Raw genomic sequence first — 25,081 nt, 5'->3', positions numbered from 1 at the left:
GAATGCTCCTGTATCAGACAAAAAGCTTGTCAAGAATGACGGCGGCGGCCTGTGCGGCGGCCCTTGCAGCCTGCGCCTTTTTCATGTCATCCGGGGTCAGCCCCCTGTCCATGACGCGTCGCAGCTCGGCGTCCATGGCGGCAATTTCATCCCGCATGGCGGTCTGCGCTCCGTAGGGGGCGTTCTCCATAATGTCGAGGACGGAAACGAAATCACTCATGAGAACCTCTCAGAGGGTAGGTGGTTGTTTGATTGTTTCTGCTCAGGGTAAGCGCGTCGACGGAAATGTTCTCCAGTCTGTAGCCGCCCGGAAGCCCGCCTCCCTCAAACACGCGCGCGCCTCCGGCAAGGGTGATGAACCTGAGCCCACCCATGGAAACGGAGGTGACGCGGAAGGTTGCGGCATCGCGTTTGTCTGCGGAGTTTGCGGACTGAACTGCGGGGCGTCGTTCTTCCTCCCTGGCGTAGATGTTGTCGTTCTTGGCGGGCTGGAGCGTTTCGGAGTCGTTGACGATGTCGAAGCGTACCGGTACGCCGAGCTTTTCCTGAACTTCAGCCGCAGTTTTTTCCAGAGCGGCCTTCGTCTGAGGCGTGAAGGCCCCGTGCAGAACGATTTTTCCGGGCAGATACTCCGTTTTTACCGTGTCGAGTCCAGCTGCAGCAAGCGCGGGAAGCAGCAGCATCTGAACGTCTGCCTTATGCCGGATGTCACGGAAAAGTGCGAGTCTGGGCTTTCCGGTGGCGGGGGATTTCTGCAGATCCGGCACGTTGCGGATGGCTTCGGTAAGCGCCTGCTCCTCCAGAACGCCGTTTTTAATGTACCCTCTGACCAGCAGCCCCGGATGTGCGGAAGGCGGCAGTTCCGTGACTTCCGGGAAGAGACCGAGCGTATTGAACGAGGCTCGTACCGCATCTGCGGAGTCGGAACGCACGGTCACGTCCAGATATACGGGAAAATGCAAAAACTGTGCCAGTCTGAGCAGACGTCCGCGCTCTTTGTCGGAAGCGATGCGCCCCGTGATGGTCACGCCGTTTTCCGAGCCGGTGACGCCGAGCTTTTCATAGCCGGCCTCTCTGAGCAGTTCTCGGACGCGTTCTTCCTGTGATGTTTCCGTATTGCCGTCGTTCCAGGTAAACGAAAGCAGGCCGAGAAGCGCCACGGCAAGCAGAGCACCCGCTCTGCCGAGATTTTTGAAAGAACGTCGCGGAGCGGACGGAGCGGAGGCAGATTTCTGCTCCGCACTCTCAAGAGAAAGATCCGGCTGGCGTACGGTCCCGTCATTTTTTTCTGCATCGGGTGCATCCGATGCCAACGTTGTTGCCTGTGATGTCGCCTGCTCCTGAGTATCGGACGGCGCAGGCGTTGTTGCGTGAGAAAGATGGTCTTCCACCTCCTGCCATGCAGAGCTTCCAGCCGAAGCGTCATCCGTCCATGCCAGAGTCACGAGACCGATCTGAAAGGGACGACGGGGCGGCACGGACTGTTCCTGCTGAAGAGGAGAACCGGCAAACGATACGGGGCCGTCCAGGGGCTCCAGAGAAAGCTGAGTGCCGTTCGGCGCTTCCGATACGCGGAGTACGGCATGGCGGGCCACCAGAGAGGAGTCTTCAAAAATAAGGTCGCAGGAATCGTCGGTGCCGAGAACATAGGCCCCCGGCGTCAGCGCTATTTCCGCGCCGAGATGGATGCCTGAGAAGACTCTGAGCGTCACGCCGTTCATTTACAGAGCCCTTTCCGAACCGGAGATTGTGGAGACCCTGGGCTCGCTGGAAGAGCGGGAGCATCCTGCTCCGCGGGGCTGGGCGGGAATGCGAGGCTCATAGTCAGCCTGCGTGGCGGCACGGTGGAAGGTAGGGTCCTCCACCTGCGAGGGGACGTTGTTGTCGTTGAGCTCAACGATACGGGGCGTGATGAGAATGAGGCGCTCCATGCGTTTGCTCTGTTTCGCCTTGGTCTTGAAGAGATTGCCGATGACGGGAATGTGCATGAGCACGGGAACACCGCTTTCATCCTCGCCCTTCTGTTCGTAGTAGTAGCCGCCTATGAGCAGACTCTGTCCGGCATTGACGATGGCCTGCGTATTGATTTTCGTCTGCTTGATGGGGGGGACGCCGCTGTTCGTGGTTACGCTGCTGCTGTTGTCCTGGTCGTCCTGCACGTTGACGGCAAGCTTGATGGAAGTTTCGCCGTTTTCCCGGATGATGTGCGGAGTGACGCGAAGAACGGTTCCGGCTTCGACCTTGTAGAGATCCACGGCCTGATAGCCTTCCACTTCCACATAATAGGTGGTGGTGTTTTCCAGCGTTGCCTGAATGTTGTCCACCGTGAGCACCGAGGGACGCCCCAGCACGCGGGCTTCGTTGTTTTCTTCCAGCGCCTGGATGCGGGCAAGGAAAAAGTCGCTGCCGTGAGTGTAAATGGTGGAGAGCGTCATTCCGGCGCTGTCGATGACGCCGGGCGAGGGCATGCCTGTGCCGCCCGTGGGGGAACCGGAAATGGTTCCGCCGCCGCTCCAGCCGTCGCTGTTGTTGCCCGAGCCTTGAAAGGCGATGCCGAGCTCCCTCTTGAAGTCTGTGTCGATGTCCACGATGGCGGCATGGATTTCCACAAGTTCCACGGGCTTGTCCAGATCCTTGATGACCTGGGCGTAGTAGGGCATGCGGTAGGCGGCGTCGCTTACAAGAACGGCGTTGACGCGCGGGTCGGCCATGATGCTGATGCTGCCGGTACTTACGGGCGTGGCCGCGGCTTCCGGCTGGGGAATCGTGCTTTCCACGTTGCCGAGGGCGGACAGTCCCTTGCCGCCGAGCTTTTCCACGGTGGCCTTTTCCTGCGTGACGCGTGTGCCCGAAACGGGAGAACCCATGACCATGGCCCGGAGTATGGACGCGATGCCGGGAATGGTAACGGTCTTGTCCATGCTGCTTACGGTCATGTCTTCGGCCCAGGCGTGTTTAAGAGGAAAGACCCGCATGACGATCTGCTCAGTCTGCGAGGCTTCAAAGGCGGCTACGGCGCTGCGTATCTGATCAAGGTATTCCGGAGGGCCGGACACGGAAATGACGTCTCCTGCCGTTCCCAGAGCAGGCGGAAGCTGCGGGGAGAACACCGAGGAATTTTTGAGCGCGTTGTAAAGCTGTTGTGCCGTACCTGTGCGGGGAGAGATGAAGGTTCTCGTGCTCTCCCTTGCAGCATAGAAATGCAGCGTGCGGCCCAGAGTATACCAGTTCACGTCAAAGGCGTTCTGCATTCCCGCAAGAAAGGTCATGGGGTCCACATTCTGGAATTTGCCGCTCAGGGTCCCCTTGACGGCGGGAGAAATGGAGGCGGTGTATCCTTCGGCCTGAGCGAAGCTCATGAGAACCGTGCCGAGTTCCTGATGATCGGCATAGTAGGAAAATGGGTATCGGAACGGTCCGGCTCCCAGCGCTGAGGCGCAGAAACACAGAAGGCACAGGCAGGCCAGACCGATCCGTCTGAGCGAGCGGGAAAAAGAGCGCCGGAAGGCGGGAGCATGAGAGAATGGCCGCATAGTCAACCCTGAAATGATCCGTCGGAAAAGAAACCGTCGAAGGAAAAACTGAACGGAGACGTCCGTTGCGGGCTGGAGGCGGTGGAAGGCGCGGCAAGCTGCTTTTTCCACCACGCCAGATCGTTGAGAAAGTCGCGCACCTCGGCAGTAAGGGTGCTTTCCGAAATGTCCGCAAGGCGGAAGGTGCGGTACAGCTCAAAGCCTCTTTCGCCGATGCTGAACACGGAACGGCGTGTTTTCAGGCTGCCGGCCGCAAGAGCGGCCATCCGACGGATGACGTCTTCCGCCTGTTCGTCGTTTTGTGCGGGGAAGCTCTCAAGCACGGCAAACAGTATGCCGGTGCTGTTTTCCGGCGAAAACAGCTCGAAGTCCAGGCCGTCTTCCAGAGAAAAACGGAAAGTTCCATCGTTGTCGGGAACTGCCTGTTTCCATCCCGCAGCCCGGGTGATGAGGTCGGCGGTCGGCTGAAGAGGCGACGTCATGGCATTCTCCTGAATTTTTTCCACTCTAGTGACTTTTGCCGATGGCTGTCAAATGCGTTGTACGCCGGTCCGTGCGGGCGAAGTCGGGAGGCATTCTTGTCCGTAGTCCGGAGAGAGTTGCCCCTCTCCGGCAAGTTGTCCTCAGCCCAGAATTTTTGTTCTGGTCTGGTTTATGTTCTGCTGAATGGCATCCTGAGAACTGAGGGCCTTCTGTATGAGAGTCTTGAGAGCCTCGTCCAGACTTTCCAGATTCTGCTGCTGGGCGCGGATACGCTCCACGTCGGCTTCCGACTCCTTGAGGGCAGCGTCATACATGGTGCTTACGCACTGACCTATGCTGCCGAGAATACTGCTTGTGCCGCTCATGGAGGAGTTGAAGGCCTGGATTCGGGAGGTGAGCGTCATGTCGGCCTGCTGTCTGGCCAGGGTAGAGGCGTTTTGAGCTTTTTCCAGCGTGGCGTTCATGGCCTCTTCACCGACGATGGCTTTTGTTCCCCCGCCCGTGGAGGTCTCGATGGAGGAGTTGTAGGCATTCTTGGCGGCTTGTTCGCTGCTTGCGATGCCCTTGGCCGTGATTCCTATGGATGCCGCGCCCTGGGCTATGCTCAAAGCTCCGGTAACGACGCCCGTGACCAGTTGAACTACGGCCTTTTCGCGTATGGTGTCAGCCTGATCCTTTATTTTGGAAACCATTTCCTCCGTCTGAAGGGCGCGCATGTCGGCATTTCTGCGACGTTCTTCCGAGCTCATTTCCGTAATCAGGGCAAGGTAGGTGCTGCCGAAGGAGGGCAGTGCCACGGCCCCGGCACAGGAGGATGCCGTGCCGAGCGGCTCCGGCAGCAGAGCGCGGATCTCGTCCACGGTCTCCATGAAGGTGAGCTTGCCGTTCTGTGAGGTGGCAAGAACAAGCTGTTCAAAGTCGCTGTCGGTCTTGCCCGTGGCCTTTGTGTAGGCTGTCTTCAGAATATCGTACAGAGGCTGGTCGAATCCGACGAGATTGTTTACGCTGTCTATGGGCATGGAATCATCCTTTTTTCTGACCGTTCCGGTCAGGCCATGGCGGGAGAAGCACCCAGAATGACGCTCTGGGTTTCCGCGCATTCCCCGACGATTTCTCTGACTTTAGACATGAGGTCGTTGGCTCTCTCCATTTCCGCTTCCACAAGATCGCGATCCATCTTGATAGATTCGCGCAGGCGTTCCAGAATGGCTTCAAGCTCCTTGCTGTCGGCCTGGCTCTGCGAGATGTTGTAGTCGAACACGGCGCCGGCTATGGTGGCGGAGCCTGAGCCTATGCTCACCGCGCCTGAGGCGATGTTGGAAACTTTGGAAGCCATGCTCGTTATCTGGGCCGGCTTCTGCGCCGTCTGCCCGGCAACGTCGGCACTGCTGCCTGCACTGGAGGCAAATCCCGCGCCGAAGCTGACGGCTATGGAACCTACCATGAGGGCCATGTTCACGCCGAAGCCGAACCACTGGGCCTCTTCGTCGCTCATGCCCATCTTCTTGCCGAGTTCCGTGAAGCCTGCGGCAAGGCTGTATTTTCCGTCGGAGGCGAGAGAGACCACGCTGTCTACGGTCATGGCCATGCCCACGACGCCTGCGGCAACGAGAAGAGGATTGCCCGTAAGCGCACCTGCCACGATGCTGGCAGCGGAGGCAATGGCTCCCACGATGGCCCCGATGATCTTGAAGGCCTTGAGAAACGCGTTGGCCACGGACTTCTTTTTCATTTCTTCCAGGCGATCAACGATTTCCTGCAGTTCCTTCTCGTTGATTTCCGCCTGCCGCTCGCCCTTGAGTTCCAGACTGGTCACGCCGTCCCGGCAGGCCTGGCGGCGGACGTCGTCGCCTATGGCACTGAGAAGCGTGTCGAGGGAAAGAGCGCTGGAGGAAATGGGAAGATCGGGTATGCCGAGCTCGGACAGCAGCGCCTGAAGCTCCTGTTCCGTGGAATCGGGAACTGCGGAGTTTGCGGAGGCACCGGAGCCGGCCTTGGCGGTTCCGTCCGTCGTGGTGTACAAGCTTGTCCTGTTTGTAGTTCCTATGGTATTGAAATCAACCATGATTTACTCGCTTGCATTGAGCATGGTAAGCAGCGCACGGGCTTTCCTGTGACAGTCGGCGTGCTGAGGATTCGTTTCCTCGCCCAGAGTGAGCAGTCCCTTGAGAGCGCCGATGGCGTTTTCTTTGTCGCCGAGCTGAATGTAGCACTTGGCGGCGAAGAGGAACGGCAGGGGATTGCGCAGAAGATCCACGGTTCCTGCCATGGCATAGGCGTCGATGGCCCCTTTCAGATCTCCCTGCGCCTGGCGGCACCCGGCAAGACCGAGCCAGAAACGGTCTTCTTTGTGCCTGTAGAGGCACAGCGCCTGAAACACGGTGCCGGCATCGGCAAAGTTGCCGGAGGTGTAGAGGTTGTAGGCAAGTGCATAGAGGCCTTCTATCTGCTCGTCCGTTACGTTGCACACGTCGCCGATGCTGGCGCCCTTGTTCAGCGCATTGATGATGGCGGCAATGTCGTTGTCACTGAGAGGCGTAGATTCTGCCATGATATTCCCATCCTGAGAAATGAAGTGTTTTTTAGGAACGAACAAAGGCTGCCGACGGTCTACTGCCCGCGGGCGAGATTCGTGAGCGTCTGGTTGGCGTTGGCAATCTGCGTATTCGCGCCCTGCAGGTAGGAGTTGTACTGACCGATGAAGTCCTGCAGGTAGACCATGAGCGTCTGCGTCTTGTTGCCCACGGTTTCCTGATAGTTGGTCAGACTTTTCAACGCGTGGTCCCATTCATCCTTGCCGAGGATATAGTCCTTGTCGCTGTTGGGAAAGCTGAGCCCGCGCTCGTTCATGAAGTCGACCAGCTCCTGCGACATGGGGTAGCAGTCCTTGCCGGTGGCTTTTGTGCCGCTGATGCTTTCTTTTCCCACGCCCTTGCCGTCTTCCCCCAGCTGCTGACAGTTGCGGGCCTCCTCAATCATTTTTGCACACAATTCCTGTTCTTCCTGAATGTCTTCGATCTGCTTCATGTAGTCCTCGGCCTGAGCCTTGCAGATTTCGGACTGGGCAAGCTGGAGTTTGGCGAACATCATCTGCACGCTGCCCGTGGGGCCGAGATCAATGGTGTCCATGATGGCTGAGAGGGAAGTATCGTTATTGACCAGAGACATGGAAGGATCCTTTTATGCAAAAAAACGAGGCAGGGAGGTTTGGAAGAGATGGCTGCGGGGCTTGCGCATTACTGGCCGCGGGCGAGGTTGGTAAGGGTCTGGTTGGCGTTGGCGATCTGCGTGTTCGCGCCCTGGAGATAGGAGTTGTACTGTCCGATGAAATCCTGAAGATAGACCATGAGGGTCTGGGTCTTGTTGCCGATGTTTTCCTGATAGGTGGTCAACGACTTGATATTAACGTCCCATTCTTCCTTGTAATGCTTATGATCACCGCCGGCAGTACTTTCAGTAAGGCCGTGTTCTTCAAAGTATTTTACCATCTCCGCAGGCATTTCAGTAGTTTTTTTGTTTGAGGAGGCGTCCTGAGAGCTGGCTTCTTCCTGAAGTTTTCTGGCCATTTCAATCATCTCGGCACACTTTTTCTGTTCTTCCTGAATGTCTTCAATCTGCTTCATATAGTCTTCGGCCTGTGCCTTGCAGATTTCGGACTGGGCAAGCTGGAGCTTGGCGAACATCATCTGTACGCTGCCGGTGGGACCGAGGTCGATGAGGTCCATAATTTCGGAAAGAGAGCTGGTATTGGAAACCTGAGACATGGTAATACTTCCTTAGAATTTGAAAAGATTGCTGGTTGAGGAGGGGAAGCTTCAGATGCGCATGGCACCGCGGCGGGAACGGCCTCCCGTGGAGGAGGGACCGGCGGAGAGCTTTGCTTGAGATGCTCTGGCCTCGCCTTCGCGCTTTGCCCTTTCCGTGGCGTCGGCCATGGCGTTTCTGAGTTCGGGCGTCACTTCCGATTCGGCCACGGTGACGGTTTCAGTTTCGGGAATGCCGAGAGCCTTCTTTTGTTCGGCAAAAACGCTGTTGAGTCGGGAAAGTTCGTCGGCAAGACGGGCAATTTCCTCTTTCTGATTTTTGAGATCCTGTTCGGTGAATGCCATGTTCAATCTCCTTCAAAGTGGATGGGGGAAGGCAGAACGGTTGCCGCAATGCGGCATTTGCCATACATTATGCAAGAAGCGTGCCAACAACGAATGTCCGTATTTTTCAGGACAGAAAAGGAAAATGTCGGACGCTATCCATGTCCAATGTGCCAACTTTTTTGGCCTGTATGGGAATCGTGTTGCCATGACTTTTTCTTTTGGTCATACTACCAGAGCCGTCTGGGGCTTGCAACGGTAAAAGCTCATGACGCAGCAGAGCATGTCTGCTATGGCACATTTTTTGCATGCATTGCGTGATATAGAGGAGCTCATACCATGGCTATAGATTCCATATCCGGTTCGTTCCAGGCGGGAGGCGTCATTCATCAGGCGGAAAGCTCGGCTGTCCGCGGCAGTTTCATGGGAAATACCGTGGTTCAGGCTCCCTCGCCGGAATCCCTGCTTGCCGATGCCGCCGAGGAACTTTCCTTTTCCGCTGACACCACCGATGACTTCGAGCTTGAGGAACGCCGGGAGCGCGACAAGATGAAGAAGTCGGAAGAGGAGCGCGTAAAGCTCTATCAGGAGCTCATGCACGAGGCAGGCAAGAGCGAACAGCTTGGCAGTCTGCGCGACAGTCTGCGCAGTCGTGCCGACTCGCGGCGCGCGCTGGACAAGGCAAGGGAGTACTTCCCCGATCCTTCCGATGCATGGGCGGCGCTCATGCAGATGCGGGATGAGCTTCGTGCGGAGGGGGCTGACAAGGCTCTTCTCGGCGATGTGGAGGCCGCGCTTGCCGAGATGGACGAGAAGGAAGGTCCCGCGGTACGCGCAGGCATTCAGGGGGCACTTGCCGCCGCCGGTTTCGCTGAGCTCGGCGGCAGTGATGAAATGCGAGACTTCTACCGCCGGACGATCTGCGAGTTTTCTTCGGTAAACGACGTGTTCGCCCAAGTCATGGAGAAGTACGGCGGCGACTTCGACAGAGCCATGGATTTTCTCTTTTCGGCCATCAGTGCCGACATGGCCGCCGATGTGCCCAGCATGGGGCTGCGACATCTGGAAAGCGTGCATGATGCGCTCGGCAAGGTTCGTCTGACGCAGAGCGCCTACCGTCTGTGCGAGGACATGATGGACCGCTGGAGCCGCGTGCATGGAGTGAAGCCTCGGGAGGGAGGTCTTACGGCCCTTGCGCTGCTCGGTGACATGGTGGGATTACGGGAAAAGCGTTTCGTGGGGGCTTCGCAGATAGACGGCATTCTTGCCAAGGCCGGAGCGCCTGATATAGAAAGAGAGGTGCTTTTTCTTCAGGAACTTCTGAACACGGCAAGAAAGTTTCCCGTGGCTCTTTTCGATGACGAGCAGGGCCGCATGAAGATTCTCGATGCCGTTCAGGAGTCCGTGGACCGGGCCATAGAGCGCGAAGACGAATACCTGGCGAGTCAGGAAGGATAATGGCCATGCTGGATTACGAAATTGAGGCCTTCGGACGCAGGCTCGGACTGGATTCCCTTGCGTTTTCTCCGCAGGGGGTTGTCTGTCTGAACATAGAAAACGTTGGCAGTCTTTATTTGGAAAAAGCGGAAGAGCGCGGACGAAGTGAGCTGCTTGTCTATATTGCAGCGCCTCTGCCCGTACCTGACGGCGGCGCGACGAGGCGTCTTCTTGAACTGTGCGACTACAGGCACGGTCATGCGATGCCTGTCTTTGCCGGAGCTTTTTCTGGCCGTGCCGTGCTGCTTACGCGCATGGAGGAGACCTCGGTTACGGCTGCGGGCATTGAAAATGCGCTCCGCATGCTGGCGGATCTGCTGCGCGGTGTACTCTGATGCCGGACGGGGGCCTTTGGCAGGCTTTTGCCGAAAACGTTTTCAGGAGCATGAATGATGCCTTCTCCCATTAATCTTCTCGATGCTTCCCTGGGCATTCAGAATGTCATGGACATGCCCGATTCCGGCAATTTGCCCCGGGCGCGGGAGCTCGCCTCAAACGCTTTGAACGAGCCAGGTCTTGAAGAGCTGTATGCTCCGAACAATGCATGGCAGATCATGGAGCGTGCTCTTTGTCCCGATGTCGGGGACGGGTCCATGCTGAGTCCGGAAGTGTTTTCCGAAACGCTGCAGTCCTGCGTGAGCGCTCTGGAAGACAGCGCCGATCCGGTCGTGCAGGACATGGTTTCCCGGGAGCTCCGGCCTCTTCTGCAGAACGGCCAGCTTCTTCAGGCCTATCTCGGTCTCATGATAGGAGGGTGACATGGCGGCTCTCAGGGAAAGTCAGAGACGTGCGCTTCATGTGCTCGCATACATGATGCTGCGCATGGGACAGGAGGATAGGGCAGCACGGATTTATGCCGCGCTTGCGAGTCTTGCGACTCCAGAGAATCCCGACAGACTGGCGCTTGCGGGGACGGCGGCTGTGGCCATCAGCGAGGGCAGGGGGGCGAAGGCTCTGGAGGCTCTTCGAGGGGCCATGGGCGGAGCGCCGCTTTCTTCCCGTCAGGCCGTGCTGCATCTCATGAAGGCGCAGGCGTTCTGGCTGGAGGGCAGAAAGGAAGAGGCCCGAGCGGCTCTGGATGAATATCTGTTTCTTGTCGGGGGAGGAAAGAGCGCATGAGTCTGATGGAAAAGGCGTCGCTCGGTGTCAGGTTGATGACCCGTCACAACGACATAACCATGGTCATGCTGCTGGTCGTCGTTGTGGCGCTCATGATCGTGCCTCTTCCTACGCCGCTTGTGGATACGCTCATTGGCGTGAACATGACGCTGTCGTTTCTCATGCTCATGATGTCCATGTACGTGAAGACGGCGCTGGACTTCTCTTCTTTTCCCACCATGCTGCTGTTCACCACGCTTTTTCGCGTGGGGCTGAACATTACGACGACGAGGCTTATTCTGCTGCAGGCCGATGCCGGTGAAATCATCTTCACGTTCGGTGATTTCGCGCTGGGCGGAAACTTTGTCGTGGGCGCGGTGGTCTTCATCATTCTGACCATCGTGCAGTTTCTCGTCATCGCCAAGGGCGCGGAGCGCGTGGCCGAAGTGGGGGCTCGCTTTACCCTGGATGCCATGCCCGGCAAGCAGATGTCCATAGATGCCGACATGCGTGCCGGCGTCATCGACATGGAGGAGGCGCAGAACCGGCGCAACCGCGTTCAGCTTGAAAGTCAGATGTACGGTGCCATGGACGGCGCCATGAAGTTCGTCAAGGGCGACAGCATCGCCGGCATGATCATTGCCGTGATCAACATTGTGGGCGGCACCATCATCGGCATCACGCAGCACGGCATGACGGCCGGCGAGGCCATGCACACCTACGGCATCCTCACCATCGGTGACGGACTGGTTTCGCAGATTCCGTCTCTTCTGGTTTCCATTTCGGCCGGCATTCTCATCACCCGTTCCGGCGACAGCGACGACAACGTGGGGACGCAGATAGGGCAGCAGTTCTTCGGCCAGCCCAAGGCATTGCAGATGGCAGGCGCCCTCATTTTTCTTTTTGCCCTCATTCCCGGCTTTCCCAAGCCGCAACTGTTCACGCTGGCCTTTGCCGTGGGCGGTTTCGGCTATGTGCTGGAGCGTCTGGCTTCGGCCCCCGAAAAGCCGGACGGCAAGGCGGAGCTTTCCCGCTCCCTTGCCCCTGCCGCGGAGAAAAGAAAGCCTCGTTCCGCCTCAGGACCGCAGGACGATTTTTCGCCAACTGTGCCCATCATTCTGGACATCGCTCCCGACATCGGCGAGTCCATGGATTACGATTCGCTCAACGACGAACTCTCCCGACTGCGCCGGGCCCTGTACTTCGACCTCGGCGTGCCTTTCCCCGGCATCAATATCAGACCGAACGCCTCGCTTCCCTCGCTCGGTTATGTGCTCAATCTCAACGAAATTCCCATGGCCCGCGGCAAGATGGAAAAGGGCATGGTCATCGTGAGGGAGAAGAAGGTCAATCTTGATCTGCTCGGCGTGACCTATCTGGAAGGGGAACCGTTTCTGCCGGATGTTGAGCCTTTGTGGGTGCATGAATCAGACATGGAACGACTGGAGCAGGCCGGCATAAGCTGCATGCCGCATGCCCGTATTCTGGCCTATCATCTCTCTCTGCTGCTTTCCCGTCATGCCTCGAGTTTTCTCGGCATGCAGGAGAGCAAGTACCTGCTCGACCGCATGGAAGAACGGGCGCCTGATCTTGTGCGCGAGGTGACGCGGCTTCTGCCCGTGCAGCGTATTGCGGAAATCTTCCAGCGCCTGGTCCAGGAGCAGATTTCCATTCGCGATCTGCGCAGCATTCTCGAGGCTCTCATCGAGTGGAGTCCCAAGGAAAAGGACGTCGTCATGCTCACGGAATACGTGCGAAGCTCCCTGAAACGTCAGATAAGCTACATGTACTCCCGCGGGCAGAACATGCTTCCCGCCATTCTCATGGATCCTTCTCTGGAGGAGACCATTCGCAAGGCCATACGACAGACTTCCGCCGGAGCCTTTCTGTCGCTTGATCCCGACACTTCCCAGCGCATCGTGAAGGCTGTCGGCGAAGCGGCGGGCAAGTACCGGGGCAGCACGCAGAAGCCCGTGCTCATGGCCTCCATGGACATACGTCGCTATGTGCGCCGTCTCATCGAGTCCAAGTACTATGAGCTGCCCGTCATGGCCTATCAGGAAGTGACGCCGGAAATTTCCGTACAGCCCGTCAGTCGCATCCGGATATAAGGGGGAGGCATGAACAGCATTGCCATGGACTATGCTTCTCAGGCCCTTTATCTGGTGCTTGTGATTTCTTTGCCGCCCATTGTCATCGCCTCCGTCATAGGTATAGTTCTCAGCCTTGTGCAGGCGGTGACGCAGTTGCAGGAGCAGACGCTTTCCTTCGGCGTAAAGCTTATTGCCGTGGTGCTCACCCTGTTCTTGCTGGGAGGCTGGATGTCGGGGGAAATACTGCGTTACGCCGATGAAATCTTTACTCGTTTCTATCTGCTCTGAGAGGTCCTGGCGGGCGAAAGAAGCGTATCGGCGGGAGGGTGCTGAATTTTGGATACCGGTTTGTTCTGGGGATTTTCGCCGCAGCAGCATCTGCTGGCGTTTCTTCTGGGAACGCCGCGACTGTTCATGCTGATGCAGACGGCGCCGTTCATGGGCGGCACGCTGGTGACCGGACAGCTTCGCTTCACCATCGTGCTGGCCTGTTATCTGGTGCTGCACCCCATGATTCTCGGGCAGCTTCCTGCATGGGAGGGACTCACGCTCGCATCCGGTCTGCACGTCGGCGTACTCATTGCCAAGGAAGTCTTTCTCGGTATGCTCATGGGCTTTCTTGCCGGCATGATGTTCTGGACGCTTCAGTGTGCAGGCTTTTTCATCGACAACCAGCGCGGTGCGGGGCAGGCCTCGGAAACCGATCCTCTGGCCGGGGAGCAGACATCTCCTACGGGCTCCTTCTTTTTTCAGAGCGCCGTGTACGTGTTTTTTTCCACGGGCGCGTTTCTTACCTTTCTCGGCATGATTTATGCCGGCTACGAATTCTGGCCGGTGACGGGCATGCTGCCTGCGGCTTTTTTCAAGAATCCATCGCTGCCCCTGTTTTTTGCGCAGAAGGTGAGCGACCTTGCGCTGGACATGATGCTTCTGTCCGCTCCCGTGGTGGTTGCCTGTCTGCTGACGGATATTTCTCTCGGACTCATCAACCGCTTTGCCTCTCAGCTCAACGTGTACATTCTGGCCATGCCCGTAAAGAGCGGGCTGGCGTCTCTGCTGCTCATTTTCTATTTCAGCATGCTCATGACCGGAGCGGTGAGCATGTTTGATTCCTTCGGCTCGGATTTGCGCTATCTGCAGGTATTTTTGCCATGAGCGACGAAAAGACGGAACAGCCTACACCAAAACGACTGCGCGAAGCCAGGGAAAAGGGCGACGTATGTCGAAGTCAGGACATTGCGCCTGCGCTTACTACGCTGGCCGTGGGGGTGTATCTTGCCGCCAACGCCCAAAACATTTTTACACTGCTCCGTGACATGGTGTCGCTGCCCATGGACTTCATGACGCTGCCCTTTGAGGAAGCCATGGCCAAAGTCGTGCCCCTGGTCATTCAGTCTTCGGTCATGCTGGTTGCGCCTGTAGTCGGTCTGGTCATGGGAGTGGCGTTTGTGGGCACGCTTGCTCAGACGGGAGTTCTGTTCGCCGTAAAGGCCGCCATGCCGAAGCTGGAGAATCTGGATCCCAAGAAGTGGTTTCAGAAAGTGTTTTCCATGAAGAATCTGTTCGAGCTCGTCAAGAATCTCGTCAAGGTCGGTGTGCTCGGGGGCGTGGTGTTCTTCATTCTCAGAACCTATCTTCCTCAGCTTTTCCGTGTGCCGGAAGGCGGTATCGGCGCCATGTGGAGTGTGACTGGAGAGGCCGTGAACGACCTTGTCGTCACTGCCGCCGGGGCGTTTTGCGTCATTGCGGCGCTGGATTATCTGTATCAGCGGCACAAGTACAATCAGAATCATATGATGAGCAAGGATGAAGTGAAGCGGGAATACAAGGAGAGCGAGGGCGATCCGCACATCAAGAGCAAGCGCAAGCAACTGCACAAGGAAATGATTGCTCAGAATTCCCTTGACAACGTAAGAAAGGCAAAGGTGCTCGTGACCAATCCTACACACTATGCCGTAGCCCTGGATTATGAAAAGGGCAGAACTCCCCTGCCGGTCATTCTTGCCAAGGGAGAGGGACTGCTTGCAAAGCGCATGATGGACGTGGCAAAACAGGAGGGCATTCCCATCATGCGCAATGTTCCGCTGGCACGGGCGCTGTTCCGTGACGGAACGGAAAACGCCTATATTCCCCAGGACCTCATAGGTCCCGTGGCGGAAGTTCTGCGCTGGGTGCAGAGTCTGGAAAGAAAGTAAGGAGAGTGTGGCATGGAAAACAGGGGAATGGACAGTCTGCTGCCGCTGCTGACGGATCTTTGCGGCGCGCTGGCGCTGGGAAAGCATGCCGACACGGACAGGCTTTTTGACCTCACTCGTACGGGCGCAGCTCCGGACGAACTGGTTCGCCTTGCCGAGGCCTTCGGCATGATGCTGGTTCGAGTGGAAGCCAGAGAGTTTCAGAACTCCCAGCTCATTCAGCAGCTCCGGGCAAAAAATGCCGAGCTTGAGGCTCTGCACAGGGTGCTCGTGCAGAAAAACGACGAGCTTCAGAAAAGCGTGGAGGCGCTGTATACTCCGGGAAACGGCATCATAGGTCAGAGCGAACCCATGCGCCGGGTTTTCGATCTTGCGCGTTCCATTGCCAGACGGCCCATCAATACGCTCATTCTCGGGCCGACGGGCACGGGCAAGGAAGTGCTGGCCCGTTATCTTCATCACCAGTCTCCGCGCAGTCGAGGGCCCTTCATTGCCGTGAACTGTACGGCCATACCGGACACGCTGTTTGAAAGCGCCATGTTCGGCATAGAGAAGGGCGTGGCCACGGGAGTTTCTTCCCGGAAGGGGCTTGTGGAAGAGGCGAGCGGAGGCACGCTTTTTCTGGACGAGCTTGCCGAAATGAGCCTTGCCAACCAGGCCAAGCTTCTGCGAGTGCTGGAACAGCGCGAAGTAGTACGCGTGGGAAGCGCCCATCCCGTGCCGGTGGATATTCTTCTGGTTTCCGCCACCAACGTCAATCTTGAGGAAGCCGTGAAGGAAGGACGTTTTCGCGAGGATCTTTTCTATCGCGTCAACGTGGTTGAACTCAGATTGCCGCCCCTGTGTGAACGCGGGGATGACATACTGCTGCTGGCGCAGTCGTTTCTTGAACGTTTCTGCGCTGAAATGGGTCGTGAAAGGCTTTCGCTTTCCGAGGCCGTGCAGGGGCTTCTGCTGCGCTATGCGTGGCCCGGCAACGTACGCGAGCTGAACAACGAAATGAAGAGGGCCGCGGCACTGACCCCCGGCAACGTGGTGGAGCTCAGGAATCTTTCTTCCCGCATTCTGGAGTCGGAAGCCGGTCGTGAATATCTGTGCCATCATGAAGAACCCTCGGAAAGTGATCTGACTTCCATGCCGCTCAATCTCCAGAAGGCGGAGGCCATGCTTATTCGTCGCGCGCTGGAACAGTCCGGAGGCCGCAAGGTGAAGGCCGCGGAACTTCTCGGCATCACGCGCGAGGGGCTGCGCAAGAAGCTTCAGCGCATGACGGAGGAGAACGAATGAACTTTTCTCTGCGGAGCAAGCTTTTTCTGCTTGTCGGCGCGGCCATCAGTCTGGCGGCTGTTCCCATCATTTTTTTCAGCCGGGCAAGCCTCATGGAGAGTGGCATGGAAAGGGAGCGGGAAGCCTTCGTCAACACCGTCATGCTTGTGGAAGACAGCCTGAGCGTCAGATATCTCAATCTGCTGACTTCCGAGGTGGAGTCGGTGCTGCAGCTGAAGAAGGATCTCCGGCAGTACGCCGCCATGATGCGTGACATGCTGATTCTGGAGAGCGGCAGGCAGGCGGAGGACAGCCTTGAACGCTGGAAAAGCGTGCTGGATGCCGAAGCCCTTCACCTGGCTTTTTACGATCTTGAAGGGAGTCCCGTACTTTCGGGCAGTCTGACGGATCGTATCATGGATGAAGGCCGGCAGGACTTCAAGGGGCAGTCCATGCACTCCATGCTGAGTCATCGCGATTCACTGAACGACGGTCAGTTCGCTGTGGTTCGTGTTCCTGTCGGCAATGGGCAGGATATGCCCGTGCTGGTCTGTTTCATGCCGGTAAGAACCCGCGGTACGCTGGTTCTGGCCGCTCTCGTGGCAGATGCCGAAAGGAGTCGGTCCCGGCTGGAAAGTCGCATGGCACTCGGCATTCAGGAACGTCTGGACACCTTGGAGCTGAGTCGGGGAGCCTCCATATCCGTCATTTCCGCCGACGGTCGAGTGCTTGCCGGCAAGGGAACGCATATGCCTTTGTCTTCCGTCCCGCCGGACGTGCTTCAACGTGTGCGCAAAGGGGAGGCGCTGGAAGGCAATACGGTGGACTCGGAGAATCCCGTTTTGTACCGGCTGGCCTATTTCAAGGCCATGGACTGGTATGTAACGGCGTCCATACCGTTGAGCGCCATTACCGGCCCTGCGGAAAAGCTGACAGGCCATCTCGTGGTTGTAGCAGCCGCGCTTCTTGGCGCAAGCCTTCTCATCATGCTGGTGCTCACCATGCGCATTATCGCTCCGCTGCGTCTTCTTACCCGCAGGGCTCGGGAAATCGCAAAGGAAGACTTCAGCTCCGAACGCGGCGTGGGATTTGCGGACGACATTGTCGATGATCTGCCCGTGGACAGAAAGGATGAAGTAGGGCAGCTTGCAGGAGCGTTTGCCCACATGGTGAAGGCACTGGATGAAAACATTCGCCGCCTTGTAGACACGCTGGCCGTTCGTCAGCGGATGCAGGGTGAGTTGAATGCCGCAAGGGACATTCAGATGGGGATATTGCCTCCCCCGGATGGCGCGCCGAAGAGCCTCGGCTATTCCGCGGCGGCGTTTCTGGAACCTGCCAAGGAAGTAGGCGGCGATCTGTACGACTTTTTTACCGCCCCCGACGGCAGGCAGGCCGTCGTCATCGGTGACGTTTCGGACAAGGGGGTTTCCGCCGCGCTGTTCATGTCCATGACGGTCACGCTGGTTCGCTATGCGCTGGCCGAAGGACTTTCCTGCTCGGAAGCCATGCTTCGCATCAATGAACGTCTGGCGGAAAACAATCCCAGCTGCATGTTCGTTACGCTGTTCATCGGGCTTTTTGATCCCGCAACGGGACGTCTTGACTACGCGAGCGGTGCGCATTGTCCGCCATTTGTGGTAAGTCAGGATAAAAATGTCCCGATTCGTATGCTCACGGATACCAGCGGTCCCCTGGTAGGAGCCATGCAGGGACTTGATTACGAGGCGTGCCACGCCGAAATTGCTCCCGGGGAATACTGTCTGCTGTATACCGATGGAGTGTCCGAGGCCATGAACGACAAGCTTGAGCTTTTCGGCGAAGAGCGCATAGCTGCGGTTTTGGAAAATCTGCGCGGCGCTTCTCCGGACGAAGTACTGCACGGCGTCATGCAGGCCATCAAGGCATACAGAAAGGACGCTCCTCAGTCTGATGACATTACCATGCTCTGTTTTCGTCGGGCGTCGGCATAGCGCATCATCATGCACGCCCTGAGGCGCGGCGGCGAGAGCTGCGTTCAAACGCTTTGAACACCGCGGGAAGCAGTGCGGTTCTTGTTTTGAATCGAGGGGGGCGCTAGGGGAAAACTGCGCAGGACTGAGGGAACGGAGTTCGGATGATATTCTCTGGAACCGTCTTTCAGGCGGGGTCGGGACGTGGTGATAACGCCCCCGACCTCTCATGACGATGCCGTGAAAGACAGGCGGTGCTGGGCGGAACGCTGCGCTTGTGCATCAGGACTTGAGAACCGGCCTGTATTCCACCAGAAATTCCTGTTGATTCGGCTGGGGGCGGACAGCCACCCCGGCCATGCCTGCGCTCAGTTGCACGCAGTGTCCGTTCAGATCCATGGCGCGTACGAAGACGGGAGCCGCATTGCTTGCCACAGCGTCTCCGTCCATGAGGATGAACCGGGGCTTGCCGCCGTATTTTAAGGCAAAGGCGCGTATGCGCAGACCGAGATTAAGATGCAGTTTCAGGCTGGCGGCGTTTCCCGGCCATACTGTAGCCATGGACAGCGTTCGACCGCATCCTTGCGTGAGACGCATGTTTTCGCGCACGAGGCGTTCCGCCAGTCGTTTTCCCCGGATGTCGGGGCGGACAAAGACGGATTCAAGATGTCGGACGGTCGCCAGTCGTTCCGGGGGCAGAGAGAGCGAAAGCCCGAGATTTTCCGGGTCGTCTGTCGCGGGAAAGCGTATGACGCTCGCTCCGGCCAGCTTTTCGTTGGTATCAAACGCCAGCAGAATGTGCCCCTTTCCTCGCACGATGGGTTCATAGAACTCCCTTTCGTCCGTGGCGAACATATCCCGACAGGGGAGTGCCTGTTCCACCTCGTGTTCCAGAACAACGAGTCCGTCAAGGTCATCCGGTCCGGCAGAGCGCAGAATAAAATCAGTCATGCTTCCTCCAGGGTAATGGGAAGTGCCTGAGAGAAAAGAGCTCGTGAAAGGGCGTGATAGTCCGGTATGAAGGAAAGCGTCAGTCCTTCGCGCAGCGATTCCGGACAGTTTGTCACATCGAAGGACGTGTAGGCGGAGGAGGCTCCGGAGAAAATCATGCCGGGCAGGGGTGTCCGAAGGCACTCCGGTGCGGTATGGAACGTTCCCATGTCGAGAAGCACCATGCGGCGGCCGTTTTTTATTCGGCTTTCCAGAATTTGCGCTTCCAGTTGAAAAGCATCCTGTCTGGTTCCGGGAATGGGGCGTCCGGAGAGCGGATATACGCCGAGCGTTATGCCGGTGCCGCAGCGGATTTCCGCGATGGCGGGCGGAATGGAGGACTGGGCAGCAAGTTCCAGCATGTCGGTACCGCCTGCGGAAATATCGGCTCCTGCCGTACAGCAGTCGCGTATGCCGCGCAGAGCCTGAATGGCATCCTGCAGTCGCCGGATTGTGGGAGCTTCCCTGCTCAGGCAGGCAAAGTTCACCGTAAGGCCGCGGATGGAAAGGCCGAGACTGCGCGCGTGCTCACTCAGCTCCGGCAGCTCCTCGGCCGGTGCCCCGTCTCTTCCGTCGCCGGCTTCCAGACAGAGGCGTATTTGCGGAGTGTTTCCGTTTCTGCAGAGGGCAAGGGTCCGCAGAGTGAACAGAGAGTCTATGTATACGCACGAACAGGCTGCGGCCTGTCGGGCAAGCATGGAAGACGGCGCATAGATATGGTGTATTTGTATGTCGGCAATGTCGGGAATGCCGTGTCCCGGCCAGGCGACAACTCCGAGACGTCTGACGGGAGAACCTTTCATGATGTCGGCCGTGAGACGGGGATGAAGCGGAGCCTCCTTGAAGACGAACATGCAGATGGCTCCTGCCCGACGGCACAGCTCATGAATGACGGCGAGGTTGCGGCGCAGCACGTCGGTTTTTATGACAAGACGGGGCATCAGGATTCCTGGGAACGTGAGCTGCGGGTGAGACTGAAAGCGATGAAAAGAAGCGCACAGCATGCAGTGCCGGCGGCCAGAATGGTGAGGCCCGTGCGCGTGTCCCATACGGACATCATGATGCCGAGACTCAGCGGGCCGAGTACCTGTCCTATGCGCATGGCCACATTGTAGAAGCCCATGGTGCGTGCTCGGCCGAAACGGGTGGCTGCAGGAAGAGAAAGCGCGTATGGCCCCTGTCCGTTGGCGGCTATGGAGGTGTTGACGGCAAGAAGCGCCACGCTCAGCATGGCGGCGACAAGGCCGTCAAAGACGAGAAGGGCGGTGACGCTGAGTGAAACAATGATCATGGAAAGAAAAAGAGGCCGTTCCATGTGTTTTGTTTTGTCGAGCAGAGAGCCGAAGGCCGGTCCGGCAAACATGACGATGACGCAGTACAAAAGGAATACCCGACCTATGGTGGCAGGGGAGGTCCCGGCCTGACTCAGGGAAAGCGGCATGAAGAACTGAAACAGGCATACCGTAATGAGCGCATTGGGAATGATGAAAAAGAGCAGAAGCGTTCCCATCCGTCTGTCAACGAAGAACTCCAGCGCTTCGCGAAAGGTGAGCCGGGAGGAAGTTTCTTCTTCATTTTGCCACGGCTCCCTGGGCAGCAGACGGAAGAGAACCGTGACGGCAATCGCAAGCATGGCCGCGGACGCCGGAAATACGGCATGGTATCCCAGTCTGTCGGCAATGAGTCCGCCCATGGTGCTGCCGCACAGCGTACCGGCGTAGAGTCCTGCAAACATGAAGGCAAGATTGCGGGCTCTGCTGTTTTCAGAAGAATGGGCAATGACGAAGACCTGCGCGGAAAGATTGATGAAGCCGTATCCGAGTCCGGACATTCCGCGGGCCAGAATGAAGGGAAGCGCCGAGGGGGAGAGCCAGCTCGCGCATGAGCCGAGACAGGCCAGCGCAAGTCCGGTAAGAAGCATGGGTCTCCAGCCGGCCTTCTGGCTCCAAAATCCGCCTGCGAACATGGCAAGACCAGCCGTGAACAGTTCGCAGGAGACGGGAAGGCCGGACACCACATCCGGTGGAAGTCCGAAAAGGTCAAGGCCCAGTTCCCCTATGCGGATGGGAACGTAAGACATGGACATTTCCGTAGCAAAGAGACAGGCAAAAATAAGGGGACGCATGAACTCCGGGGACCGGGACATGGCGGTTGCTCCCTTACGGCTCATGAGCAGCAGAAACAGAAGTTCCGAGAGAAACAGGGCCGCCACCACCGTCATGGTCAGGTTGTCCAGCATGACGGATTGCAGGTTGTTTCCCGCCGTGGCGGGGTTCATGATGACTTTTATGGTGCCGACGGGAGTGCCGTCGGCCGGATGGCTCATGTCCAGCGTTACCGGTGTCGTCGAAGCGCAGCGTCCCTGCCAGTCCTGTTCTGAGAGTTTTCCCGAGGCATCCGCAGCGGCATGCAGCTTTCCTGTAACGTCGAAAACCGCCATGCCCAGCGTGGAAACATGCTGCTGTCTCGCGGTCATCCAGTCTTCCATGCCGTGTATGCCGCTTACCGGCAGTCCCATGCCAGCGAGTCGCTCGAGATCCCATGACATCTGTCTCGCAAGCTGTGAGCCAGTATGCATCATTTCTTCAGCATACAGGCGGGAGAGTGGAGCCTGGAGCATGCAGAGAATGAAAATCTGCCCGACTATGAGGGGAAGCATGAAGCAGATGCGCAGGCGGAGGGAAAAGTTTTTGGGTGAGGCATGCTGATGCGGAAACGCAAAAATCTGCAGAAGCAGAGCCAGAAGAGCGCACTCGGCCAGTGTCACCCCGCAGAAAAGCAGTATTTGTCCCCGTGCGGCCTCTGCCAGCAGGGCTGAAATACGTTTTTTGTCGAGGGTCATGAAAACATGACCGGCAATGAGGCCCTGCCTGCCAGTGATGGGGCAGACTGTCCAGAAACTGTCATCCGTGGAAAACTTCTGTACCTGACCGAAAACGGGTTTCGCATCAGGGGGCATGGCAATGCGGCGTTCATCGTTTTTCTTCCATTGATAAATAACGTTACCGTCGGTGTCGGTAACGGCGATGTTCTCCGCTTCCGTTCTTATGTAATACTGAGAGAGAAAACGTTCCAGTGTCAGAGGCCGCAGACTCTTGCCTACGCGTACGAGAAGACCGAGATGTTCGGCAATGTCCTGACAGACGAGCCCGTTTATCTGAAATACCGGCTCCTGATATTGCTTATAGAGGGCGGAAAGCATGAGCGTTCCGTACAAAAGTTGTGCACAGAGCAGCGCAAGAATGCCGCCGATGAAAAGTCTGCGAAGGGGAAGCTGGTGCATTAACGCACCGCCGGAATCTGCTGATAGATCTCGTCCACGGCGGCAAGAATTTCCAGCGGGGGATTCCAGCCTATGCGCATGGCTGTCTTCAGGTTGATTGCCAGTCCCAGTTCCGGTTCAAAAATCTGATTGACCTCACGGGGTTTTTTGCCGTGAATGACGGCCGCCATGGCGTCCGCCTCGAACTGGCCGATGTCGGCAAAGCTTGCCTGCGCGAGACTCATAAGCACACCGTATTCCACCAGCTGCGGGCCTGCCTGAGCAAAAGAAGGTAAGCCGGCCTCAATGATGGGGGTCATGAGCTCGGGGATTTTTTCCATGGGCGTCGAGGTATAGGTCAGATAGATGGCGTCGGATTCTTTGGACAGTTCTTCCACGCATTGCTTGAGATTGCGAAATGCCTGGTCGGCATCGGGCAGGTCGAGAGGGGCGGAACGCAGTACAAGTTCTATGCCCAGGTCTGCCGCAGTCTGCTCAATTTCTTCCATGGCGGCGGTATTGCGTCCTTCGGGAGTGTCTTCAAAGGGAACACCGAGCTTTTTGAAGTGGAATATCTCATGAAACATGGAAATCTGACGACGGAATCGTCCGGGTTCAAGCTGAGCATGGACGTTGTTTTTGCCCGAATCCTCGGCAGATTTTACGATGCCTGCGGAGACTGCGTCGGTCACGCTCATGGAAAAGACTGGAATTCCCAGATCTTCTGAGCTCATGTCGAGCCCGCTCCATGTCCCCATGGCAATGATCATGTCCACGTCCTTGCGGTTGCGGACACGGTCTATGACAGCTTCTTTTATGTGCTGTCTGGCAGAGGTGTCCCAGTCTGCGGAGTAATGGCCGTCGCGAAGAAATTTTATACGTCCATCAGCATTGTCTGCCAGCCATTGCCACATGGCGGCGGTCGATTCCGTGTCGGCAGGAACGGCTACCTGACCATTGTCAATGAGCCCCAGTTCTTCGAGCCCTCGAGCCGTCTGGGCAAGAGTCTGCTGGTAGTTGGAAAAAGGCCCGCCTTCCACATACAGAACCCGCCATGTTTTTTCTTCGGCATGGGCATGTCCGCAGCCGGCCATGAGAATAGCGACGAAAACAAGCAGAAAAAAGCGTACATTGCGGGAAATTTCAGACATGGAAGACCTCGTACGATATGGGGGAAATATACGCAATCACCAAGGAAAATACAATGTTTGCATACATAAAAAATGTGTAGAACCGGCGTGAATGTTATTTTCTTTTTGGAAGAAGTGTTGATATTGTATATTGTTTGAAATATTCTAGCGAAAAGGAATATTTCCTGAATATGAATATGTATAATTTAAAATATTTATGTTTTAAAAAGATAAATATATATGTATATATAATTAAAATACAATTTTTATATTGTTTTATTATAAAATAAACTGCATATTAATATACAAGTTATTTGTATTTATTAAAATAATGATACAAAATTGTGTATGATGATTACTCTTGACATGTGTGATTTTTCTTTGAAAAATACATATAATGTTTTTATGATTTGAGGAGCAGATTTTTGCATGACTAAGAACAAGGCAGGCTCTATATCTGCTCTTCCGGGGTACAAATGGGTTTAATATTTTTTTAATATTTGGAGGGATTATGCCTATAGATTCCATTAATGAACGAAATGTTACTGAAATTTCTCTCAATAACGAGAACTTGCATAGTAATAATCTGTTAATTAATGATGTAGCTAAAAACATTTCAAAGAATATATCAAAAGCGATTAATAGAGCTGGAGCAGATGTTGTTAAAACTGATGCAAATGGAGCAAAGTATACATTTACACCATATTATGGAGATGGTGGTAAAAAGATGGTTATGATTCAGGTATATTCATCAAGCACAACGTCAATGTTCTCTAGCAAGAAGAGCATTGAATTTACCAATCTGAAAAAATATTGTACACGTTACAATATAAGCATCCCCGATTTAAAATATGAAGGTAACCCTACTATTTGAATTATGAATGTTTTATTTATGTTATATATTCATAATTTATCGTTTTTTGTAATTTTATAGTTATGTTAAATATAGTCGTTATTGACGAATGTACGATGTAGACCCAGACAAAGGTGTGTTCATGATTAAAAACAGTGAACAGCAGGATCGGTTTTTAGAAGAGTTGTGTCGATATTCTGAAGAAGTTTCGCTGTTGATGGAGAAACTTGAACGGGAAGGAAGAAGAGCTGAGGATTTGACAGAATCGGAGTCAAGACGTCTGCTTGAAATAGATAAGGCGGTGACTACTATCGGTCTTCAGCTCGACGAAAGTCTGAAGGAGCAGAGTCTTACCACAGAAACTATGGACACAGAGCTTTTGCTGCACGGACTTCGTGTGTGATGCGGTCATGTCGGAAGCAGGTCCTTTCTGAAATGACGACTGAAGTATCAGGGGCCGCTGCGTCTTTGTTACAGAACTGAAGAGGTACCTTTTTCCTCAATGAGGGAAAAGGTACCTCAGATAGAGTTTCGCTTTTATCAGAAAGCACTATCTGTCAGAACTTAACAGAAAAGGGAGTTACGAAACATATCGTAACTCCCTGAAATTCTGGTCGGGATGACTAGATTTGAACTAGCGA

26 protein-coding genes are annotated in these 25,081 nt (G+C 56.1%); 12 read left to right on the top strand and 14 right to left on the bottom strand.

The window, feature by feature from the left end:
• Positions 1-13: 13 nt before the first annotated feature.
• The 10 genes from Q0J81_RS03810 to Q0J81_RS03765 all read right to left on the bottom strand — a co-directional run bounded on the left by Q0J81_RS03810 (position 14) and on the right by Q0J81_RS03765 (position 8,125).
• On the bottom strand, positions 14-220 hold the full coding sequence (locus Q0J81_RS03810; protein ID WP_294446111.1) for a hypothetical protein: 207 nt from the start codon (positions 218-220) through the stop codon (positions 14-16).
• Positions 213-1,721: a type III secretion system inner membrane ring subunit SctD gene (gene sctD / locus Q0J81_RS03805; protein ID WP_294446110.1), complete on the bottom strand. Its 1,509-nt coding sequence runs from the start codon at positions 1,719-1,721 to the stop codon at positions 213-215. Before sctD ends, Q0J81_RS03810 begins: the two co-directional genes overlap by 8 nt.
• Entirely contained in the window at positions 1,722-3,533 is a 1,812-nt protein-coding gene (sctC, locus tag Q0J81_RS03800) for a type III secretion system outer membrane ring subunit SctC (protein ID WP_294446109.1), read from the bottom strand.
• 2 nt (positions 3,534-3,535) lie between these two features.
• On the bottom strand, positions 3,536-4,015 hold the full coding sequence (locus Q0J81_RS03795) for a hypothetical protein (protein ID WP_294446108.1): 480 nt from the start codon (positions 4,013-4,015) through the stop codon (positions 3,536-3,538).
• Between the two features lie 141 nt (positions 4,016-4,156).
• Positions 4,157-5,035, bottom strand: a complete 879-nt coding sequence (sctB, locus tag Q0J81_RS03790; RefSeq protein WP_294446107.1) for a type III secretion system translocon subunit SctB — start codon at positions 5,033-5,035, stop codon at positions 4,157-4,159.
• 29 nt (positions 5,036-5,064) lie between these two features.
• The gene (locus tag Q0J81_RS03785; RefSeq protein ID WP_294446106.1) at positions 5,065-6,081 is read right to left on the bottom strand and encodes a type III secretion system protein; all 1,017 of its coding nucleotides are present in this window, start codon (positions 6,079-6,081) and stop codon (positions 5,065-5,067) included.
• A gap of 3 nt (positions 6,082-6,084) precedes the next feature.
• A complete protein-coding gene (locus tag Q0J81_RS03780) occupies positions 6,085-6,567 on the bottom strand; it encodes a SycD/LcrH family type III secretion system chaperone (protein WP_294446105.1) in 483 nt (160 codons plus the stop codon).
• 59 nt (positions 6,568-6,626) lie between these two features.
• The gene (locus Q0J81_RS03775; protein ID WP_294446104.1) at positions 6,627-7,184 is read right to left on the bottom strand and encodes a USH1C-binding protein 1; all 558 of its coding nucleotides are present in this window, start codon (positions 7,182-7,184) and stop codon (positions 6,627-6,629) included.
• A gap of 68 nt (positions 7,185-7,252) precedes the next feature.
• Entirely contained in the window at positions 7,253-7,780 is a 528-nt protein-coding gene (locus tag Q0J81_RS03770) for a hypothetical protein (RefSeq protein WP_294446103.1), read from the bottom strand.
• Between the two features lie 51 nt (positions 7,781-7,831).
• Positions 7,832-8,125 (bottom strand): hypothetical protein, encoded by a 294-nt coding sequence (locus tag Q0J81_RS03765; protein WP_294446102.1) that lies wholly within the window; start codon positions 8,123-8,125, stop codon positions 7,832-7,834.
• Between the two features lie 318 nt (positions 8,126-8,443).
• On the opposite strand from Q0J81_RS03765, the gene sctW reads away from it, so the two are divergent.
• The 10 genes from sctW to Q0J81_RS03715 are packed head-to-tail and all read left to right on the top strand — an operon-like array spanning position 8,444 to position 18,226.
• Positions 8,444-9,562 carry a type III secretion system gatekeeper subunit SctW gene (gene sctW, locus Q0J81_RS03760; protein WP_294446101.1) on the top strand — a complete coding sequence of 373 codons (1,119 nt, stop codon included), beginning with the start codon at positions 8,444-8,446 and terminating at the stop codon, positions 9,560-9,562.
• Positions 9,563-9,567: 5 nt separating this feature from the next.
• On the top strand, positions 9,568-9,936 hold the full coding sequence (locus Q0J81_RS03755; protein WP_294446100.1) for a CesT family type III secretion system chaperone: 369 nt from the start codon (positions 9,568-9,570) through the stop codon (positions 9,934-9,936).
• Between the two features lie 54 nt (positions 9,937-9,990).
• Positions 9,991-10,359, top strand: a complete 369-nt coding sequence (locus Q0J81_RS03750) for a type III secretion protein (RefSeq protein ID WP_294446099.1) — start codon at positions 9,991-9,993, stop codon at positions 10,357-10,359.
• Between the two features lies 1 nt (position 10,360).
• Positions 10,361-10,720: a hypothetical protein gene (locus tag Q0J81_RS03745; protein WP_294446098.1), complete on the top strand. Its 360-nt coding sequence runs from the start codon at positions 10,361-10,363 to the stop codon at positions 10,718-10,720.
• Positions 10,717-12,810 (top strand): type III secretion system export apparatus subunit SctV, encoded by a 2,094-nt coding sequence (gene sctV, locus Q0J81_RS03740; RefSeq protein WP_294446097.1) that lies wholly within the window; start codon positions 10,717-10,719, stop codon positions 12,808-12,810. Before Q0J81_RS03745 ends, sctV begins: the two co-directional genes overlap by 4 nt.
• 9 nt (positions 12,811-12,819) lie before the next feature.
• Complete coding sequence (gene sctS, locus Q0J81_RS03735) at positions 12,820-13,080, top strand: type III secretion system export apparatus subunit SctS (protein ID WP_294446096.1); 261 nt, start codon at positions 12,820-12,822, stop codon at positions 13,078-13,080.
• A 48-nt stretch (positions 13,081-13,128) separates the two neighbouring features.
• Positions 13,129-13,947 (top strand): type III secretion system export apparatus subunit SctT, encoded by an 819-nt coding sequence (gene sctT, locus Q0J81_RS03730; protein WP_294446095.1) that lies wholly within the window; start codon positions 13,129-13,131, stop codon positions 13,945-13,947.
• Positions 13,944-14,987 (top strand): type III secretion system export apparatus subunit SctU, encoded by a 1,044-nt coding sequence (gene sctU, locus Q0J81_RS03725; RefSeq protein ID WP_294446094.1) that lies wholly within the window; start codon positions 13,944-13,946, stop codon positions 14,985-14,987. The genes sctT and sctU overlap by 4 nt, the downstream gene beginning before the upstream one ends.
• Before the next feature lie 12 nt (positions 14,988-14,999).
• On the top strand, positions 15,000-16,274 hold the full coding sequence (locus Q0J81_RS03720) for a sigma-54 dependent transcriptional regulator (protein ID WP_294446093.1): 1,275 nt from the start codon (positions 15,000-15,002) through the stop codon (positions 16,272-16,274).
• Entirely contained in the window at positions 16,271-18,226 is a 1,956-nt protein-coding gene (locus Q0J81_RS03715) for a SpoIIE family protein phosphatase (RefSeq protein WP_294446092.1), read from the top strand. Before Q0J81_RS03720 ends, Q0J81_RS03715 begins: the two co-directional genes overlap by 4 nt.
• Before the next feature lie 261 nt (positions 18,227-18,487).
• Here the strand turns inward: Q0J81_RS03715 and Q0J81_RS03710 are convergent, their stop codons facing one another.
• The 4 genes from Q0J81_RS03710 to Q0J81_RS03695 are packed head-to-tail and all read right to left on the bottom strand — an operon-like array spanning position 18,488 to position 23,608.
• On the bottom strand, positions 18,488-19,156 hold the full coding sequence (locus Q0J81_RS03710) for a GNAT family N-acetyltransferase (protein WP_294446091.1): 669 nt from the start codon (positions 19,154-19,156) through the stop codon (positions 18,488-18,490).
• Positions 19,153-20,136, bottom strand: coding sequence for an alanine racemase (locus Q0J81_RS03705; protein WP_294446090.1), 984 nt, complete (start codon positions 20,134-20,136; stop codon positions 19,153-19,155). The genes Q0J81_RS03710 and Q0J81_RS03705 overlap by 4 nt, the downstream gene beginning before the upstream one ends.
• The gene (locus tag Q0J81_RS03700) at positions 20,136-22,478 is read right to left on the bottom strand and encodes an MFS transporter (protein ID WP_294446089.1); all 2,343 of its coding nucleotides are present in this window, start codon (positions 22,476-22,478) and stop codon (positions 20,136-20,138) included. Before Q0J81_RS03700 ends, Q0J81_RS03705 begins: the two co-directional genes overlap by 1 nt.
• A complete protein-coding gene (locus Q0J81_RS03695) occupies positions 22,478-23,608 on the bottom strand; it encodes an ABC transporter substrate binding protein (protein WP_294446088.1) in 1,131 nt (376 codons plus the stop codon). The genes Q0J81_RS03700 and Q0J81_RS03695 overlap by 1 nt, the downstream gene beginning before the upstream one ends.
• 490 nt (positions 23,609-24,098) lie before the next feature.
• Here Q0J81_RS03695 and Q0J81_RS03690 point away from each other — a divergent pair, with 490 nt between their 5' ends.
• Together Q0J81_RS03690 and Q0J81_RS03685 are read left to right on the top strand one after the other, a co-directional pair.
• Complete coding sequence (locus Q0J81_RS03690) at positions 24,099-24,461, top strand: hypothetical protein (protein WP_294446087.1); 363 nt, start codon at positions 24,099-24,101, stop codon at positions 24,459-24,461.
• Positions 24,462-24,582: 121 nt separating this feature from the next.
• Entirely contained in the window at positions 24,583-24,843 is a 261-nt protein-coding gene (locus tag Q0J81_RS03685; protein WP_294446086.1) for a hypothetical protein, read from the top strand.
• Positions 24,844-25,081 lie beyond the last annotated feature (238 nt).

The organism is uncultured Mailhella sp. (assembly GCF_944324575.1).
GTDB lineage: Bacteria > Desulfobacterota > Desulfovibrionia > Desulfovibrionales > Desulfovibrionaceae > Mailhella.
Note: the sequence above shows the minus strand (reverse complement) of the source record. Positions and strands in the feature narration are given on the sequence as shown.

Bases quoted from the DNA above. Each gene is read 5' to 3' on its own strand.
- Q0J81_RS03785 (WP_294446106.1), bottom strand. From the start codon at position 6,081: ATGGTTGATTTCAATACCATAGGAACTACAAACAGGACAAGCTTGTAC.
- Q0J81_RS03770 (WP_294446103.1), bottom strand. From the start codon at position 7,780: ATGTCTCAGGTTTCCAATACCAGCTCTCTTTCCGAAATTATGGACCTC.
- sctW (WP_294446101.1), top strand. From the start codon at position 8,444: ATGGCTATAGATTCCATATCCGGTTCGTTCCAGGCGGGAGGCGTCATT.
- Q0J81_RS03775 (WP_294446104.1), bottom strand. From the start codon at position 7,184: ATGTCTCTGGTCAATAACGATACTTCCCTCTCAGCCATCATGGACACC.
- Q0J81_RS03810 (WP_294446111.1), bottom strand. From the start codon at position 220: ATGAGTGATTTCGTTTCCGTCCTCGACATTATGGAGAACGCCCCCTAC.
- Q0J81_RS03745 (WP_294446098.1), top strand. From the start codon at position 10,361: ATGGCGGCTCTCAGGGAAAGTCAGAGACGTGCGCTTCATGTGCTCGCA.
- sctD (WP_294446110.1), bottom strand. From the start codon at position 1,721: ATGAACGGCGTGACGCTCAGAGTCTTCTCAGGCATCCATCTCGGCGCG.
- Q0J81_RS03795 (WP_294446108.1), bottom strand. From the start codon at position 4,015: ATGACGTCGCCTCTTCAGCCGACCGCCGACCTCATCACCCGGGCTGCG.
- sctV (WP_294446097.1), top strand. From the start codon at position 10,717: ATGAGTCTGATGGAAAAGGCGTCGCTCGGTGTCAGGTTGATGACCCGT.
- Q0J81_RS03705 (WP_294446090.1), bottom strand. From the start codon at position 20,136: ATGCCCCGTCTTGTCATAAAAACCGACGTGCTGCGCCGCAACCTCGCC.
- Q0J81_RS03720 (WP_294446093.1), top strand. From the start codon at position 15,000: ATGGAAAACAGGGGAATGGACAGTCTGCTGCCGCTGCTGACGGATCTT.
- Q0J81_RS03750 (WP_294446099.1), top strand. From the start codon at position 9,991: ATGATGCCTTCTCCCATTAATCTTCTCGATGCTTCCCTGGGCATTCAG.
- Q0J81_RS03755 (WP_294446100.1), top strand. From the start codon at position 9,568: ATGCTGGATTACGAAATTGAGGCCTTCGGACGCAGGCTCGGACTGGAT.
- Q0J81_RS03710 (WP_294446091.1), bottom strand. From the start codon at position 19,156: ATGACTGATTTTATTCTGCGCTCTGCCGGACCGGATGACCTTGACGGA.
- sctS (WP_294446096.1), top strand. From the start codon at position 12,820: ATGAACAGCATTGCCATGGACTATGCTTCTCAGGCCCTTTATCTGGTG.
- Q0J81_RS03695 (WP_294446088.1), bottom strand. From the start codon at position 23,608: ATGTCTGAAATTTCCCGCAATGTACGCTTTTTTCTGCTTGTTTTCGTC.
- sctU (WP_294446094.1), top strand. From the start codon at position 13,944: ATGAGCGACGAAAAGACGGAACAGCCTACACCAAAACGACTGCGCGAA.
- Q0J81_RS03715 (WP_294446092.1), top strand. From the start codon at position 16,271: ATGAACTTTTCTCTGCGGAGCAAGCTTTTTCTGCTTGTCGGCGCGGCC.
- sctC (WP_294446109.1), bottom strand. From the start codon at position 3,533: ATGCGGCCATTCTCTCATGCTCCCGCCTTCCGGCGCTCTTTTTCCCGC.
- Q0J81_RS03765 (WP_294446102.1), bottom strand. From the start codon at position 8,125: ATGGCATTCACCGAACAGGATCTCAAAAATCAGAAAGAGGAAATTGCC.
- Q0J81_RS03685 (WP_294446086.1), top strand. From the start codon at position 24,583: ATGATTAAAAACAGTGAACAGCAGGATCGGTTTTTAGAAGAGTTGTGT.
- Q0J81_RS03690 (WP_294446087.1), top strand. From the start codon at position 24,099: ATGCCTATAGATTCCATTAATGAACGAAATGTTACTGAAATTTCTCTC.
- sctB (WP_294446107.1), bottom strand. From the start codon at position 5,035: ATGCCCATAGACAGCGTAAACAATCTCGTCGGATTCGACCAGCCTCTG.
- Q0J81_RS03700 (WP_294446089.1), bottom strand. From the start codon at position 22,478: ATGCACCAGCTTCCCCTTCGCAGACTTTTCATCGGCGGCATTCTTGCG.
- Q0J81_RS03780 (WP_294446105.1), bottom strand. From the start codon at position 6,567: ATGGCAGAATCTACGCCTCTCAGTGACAACGACATTGCCGCCATCATC.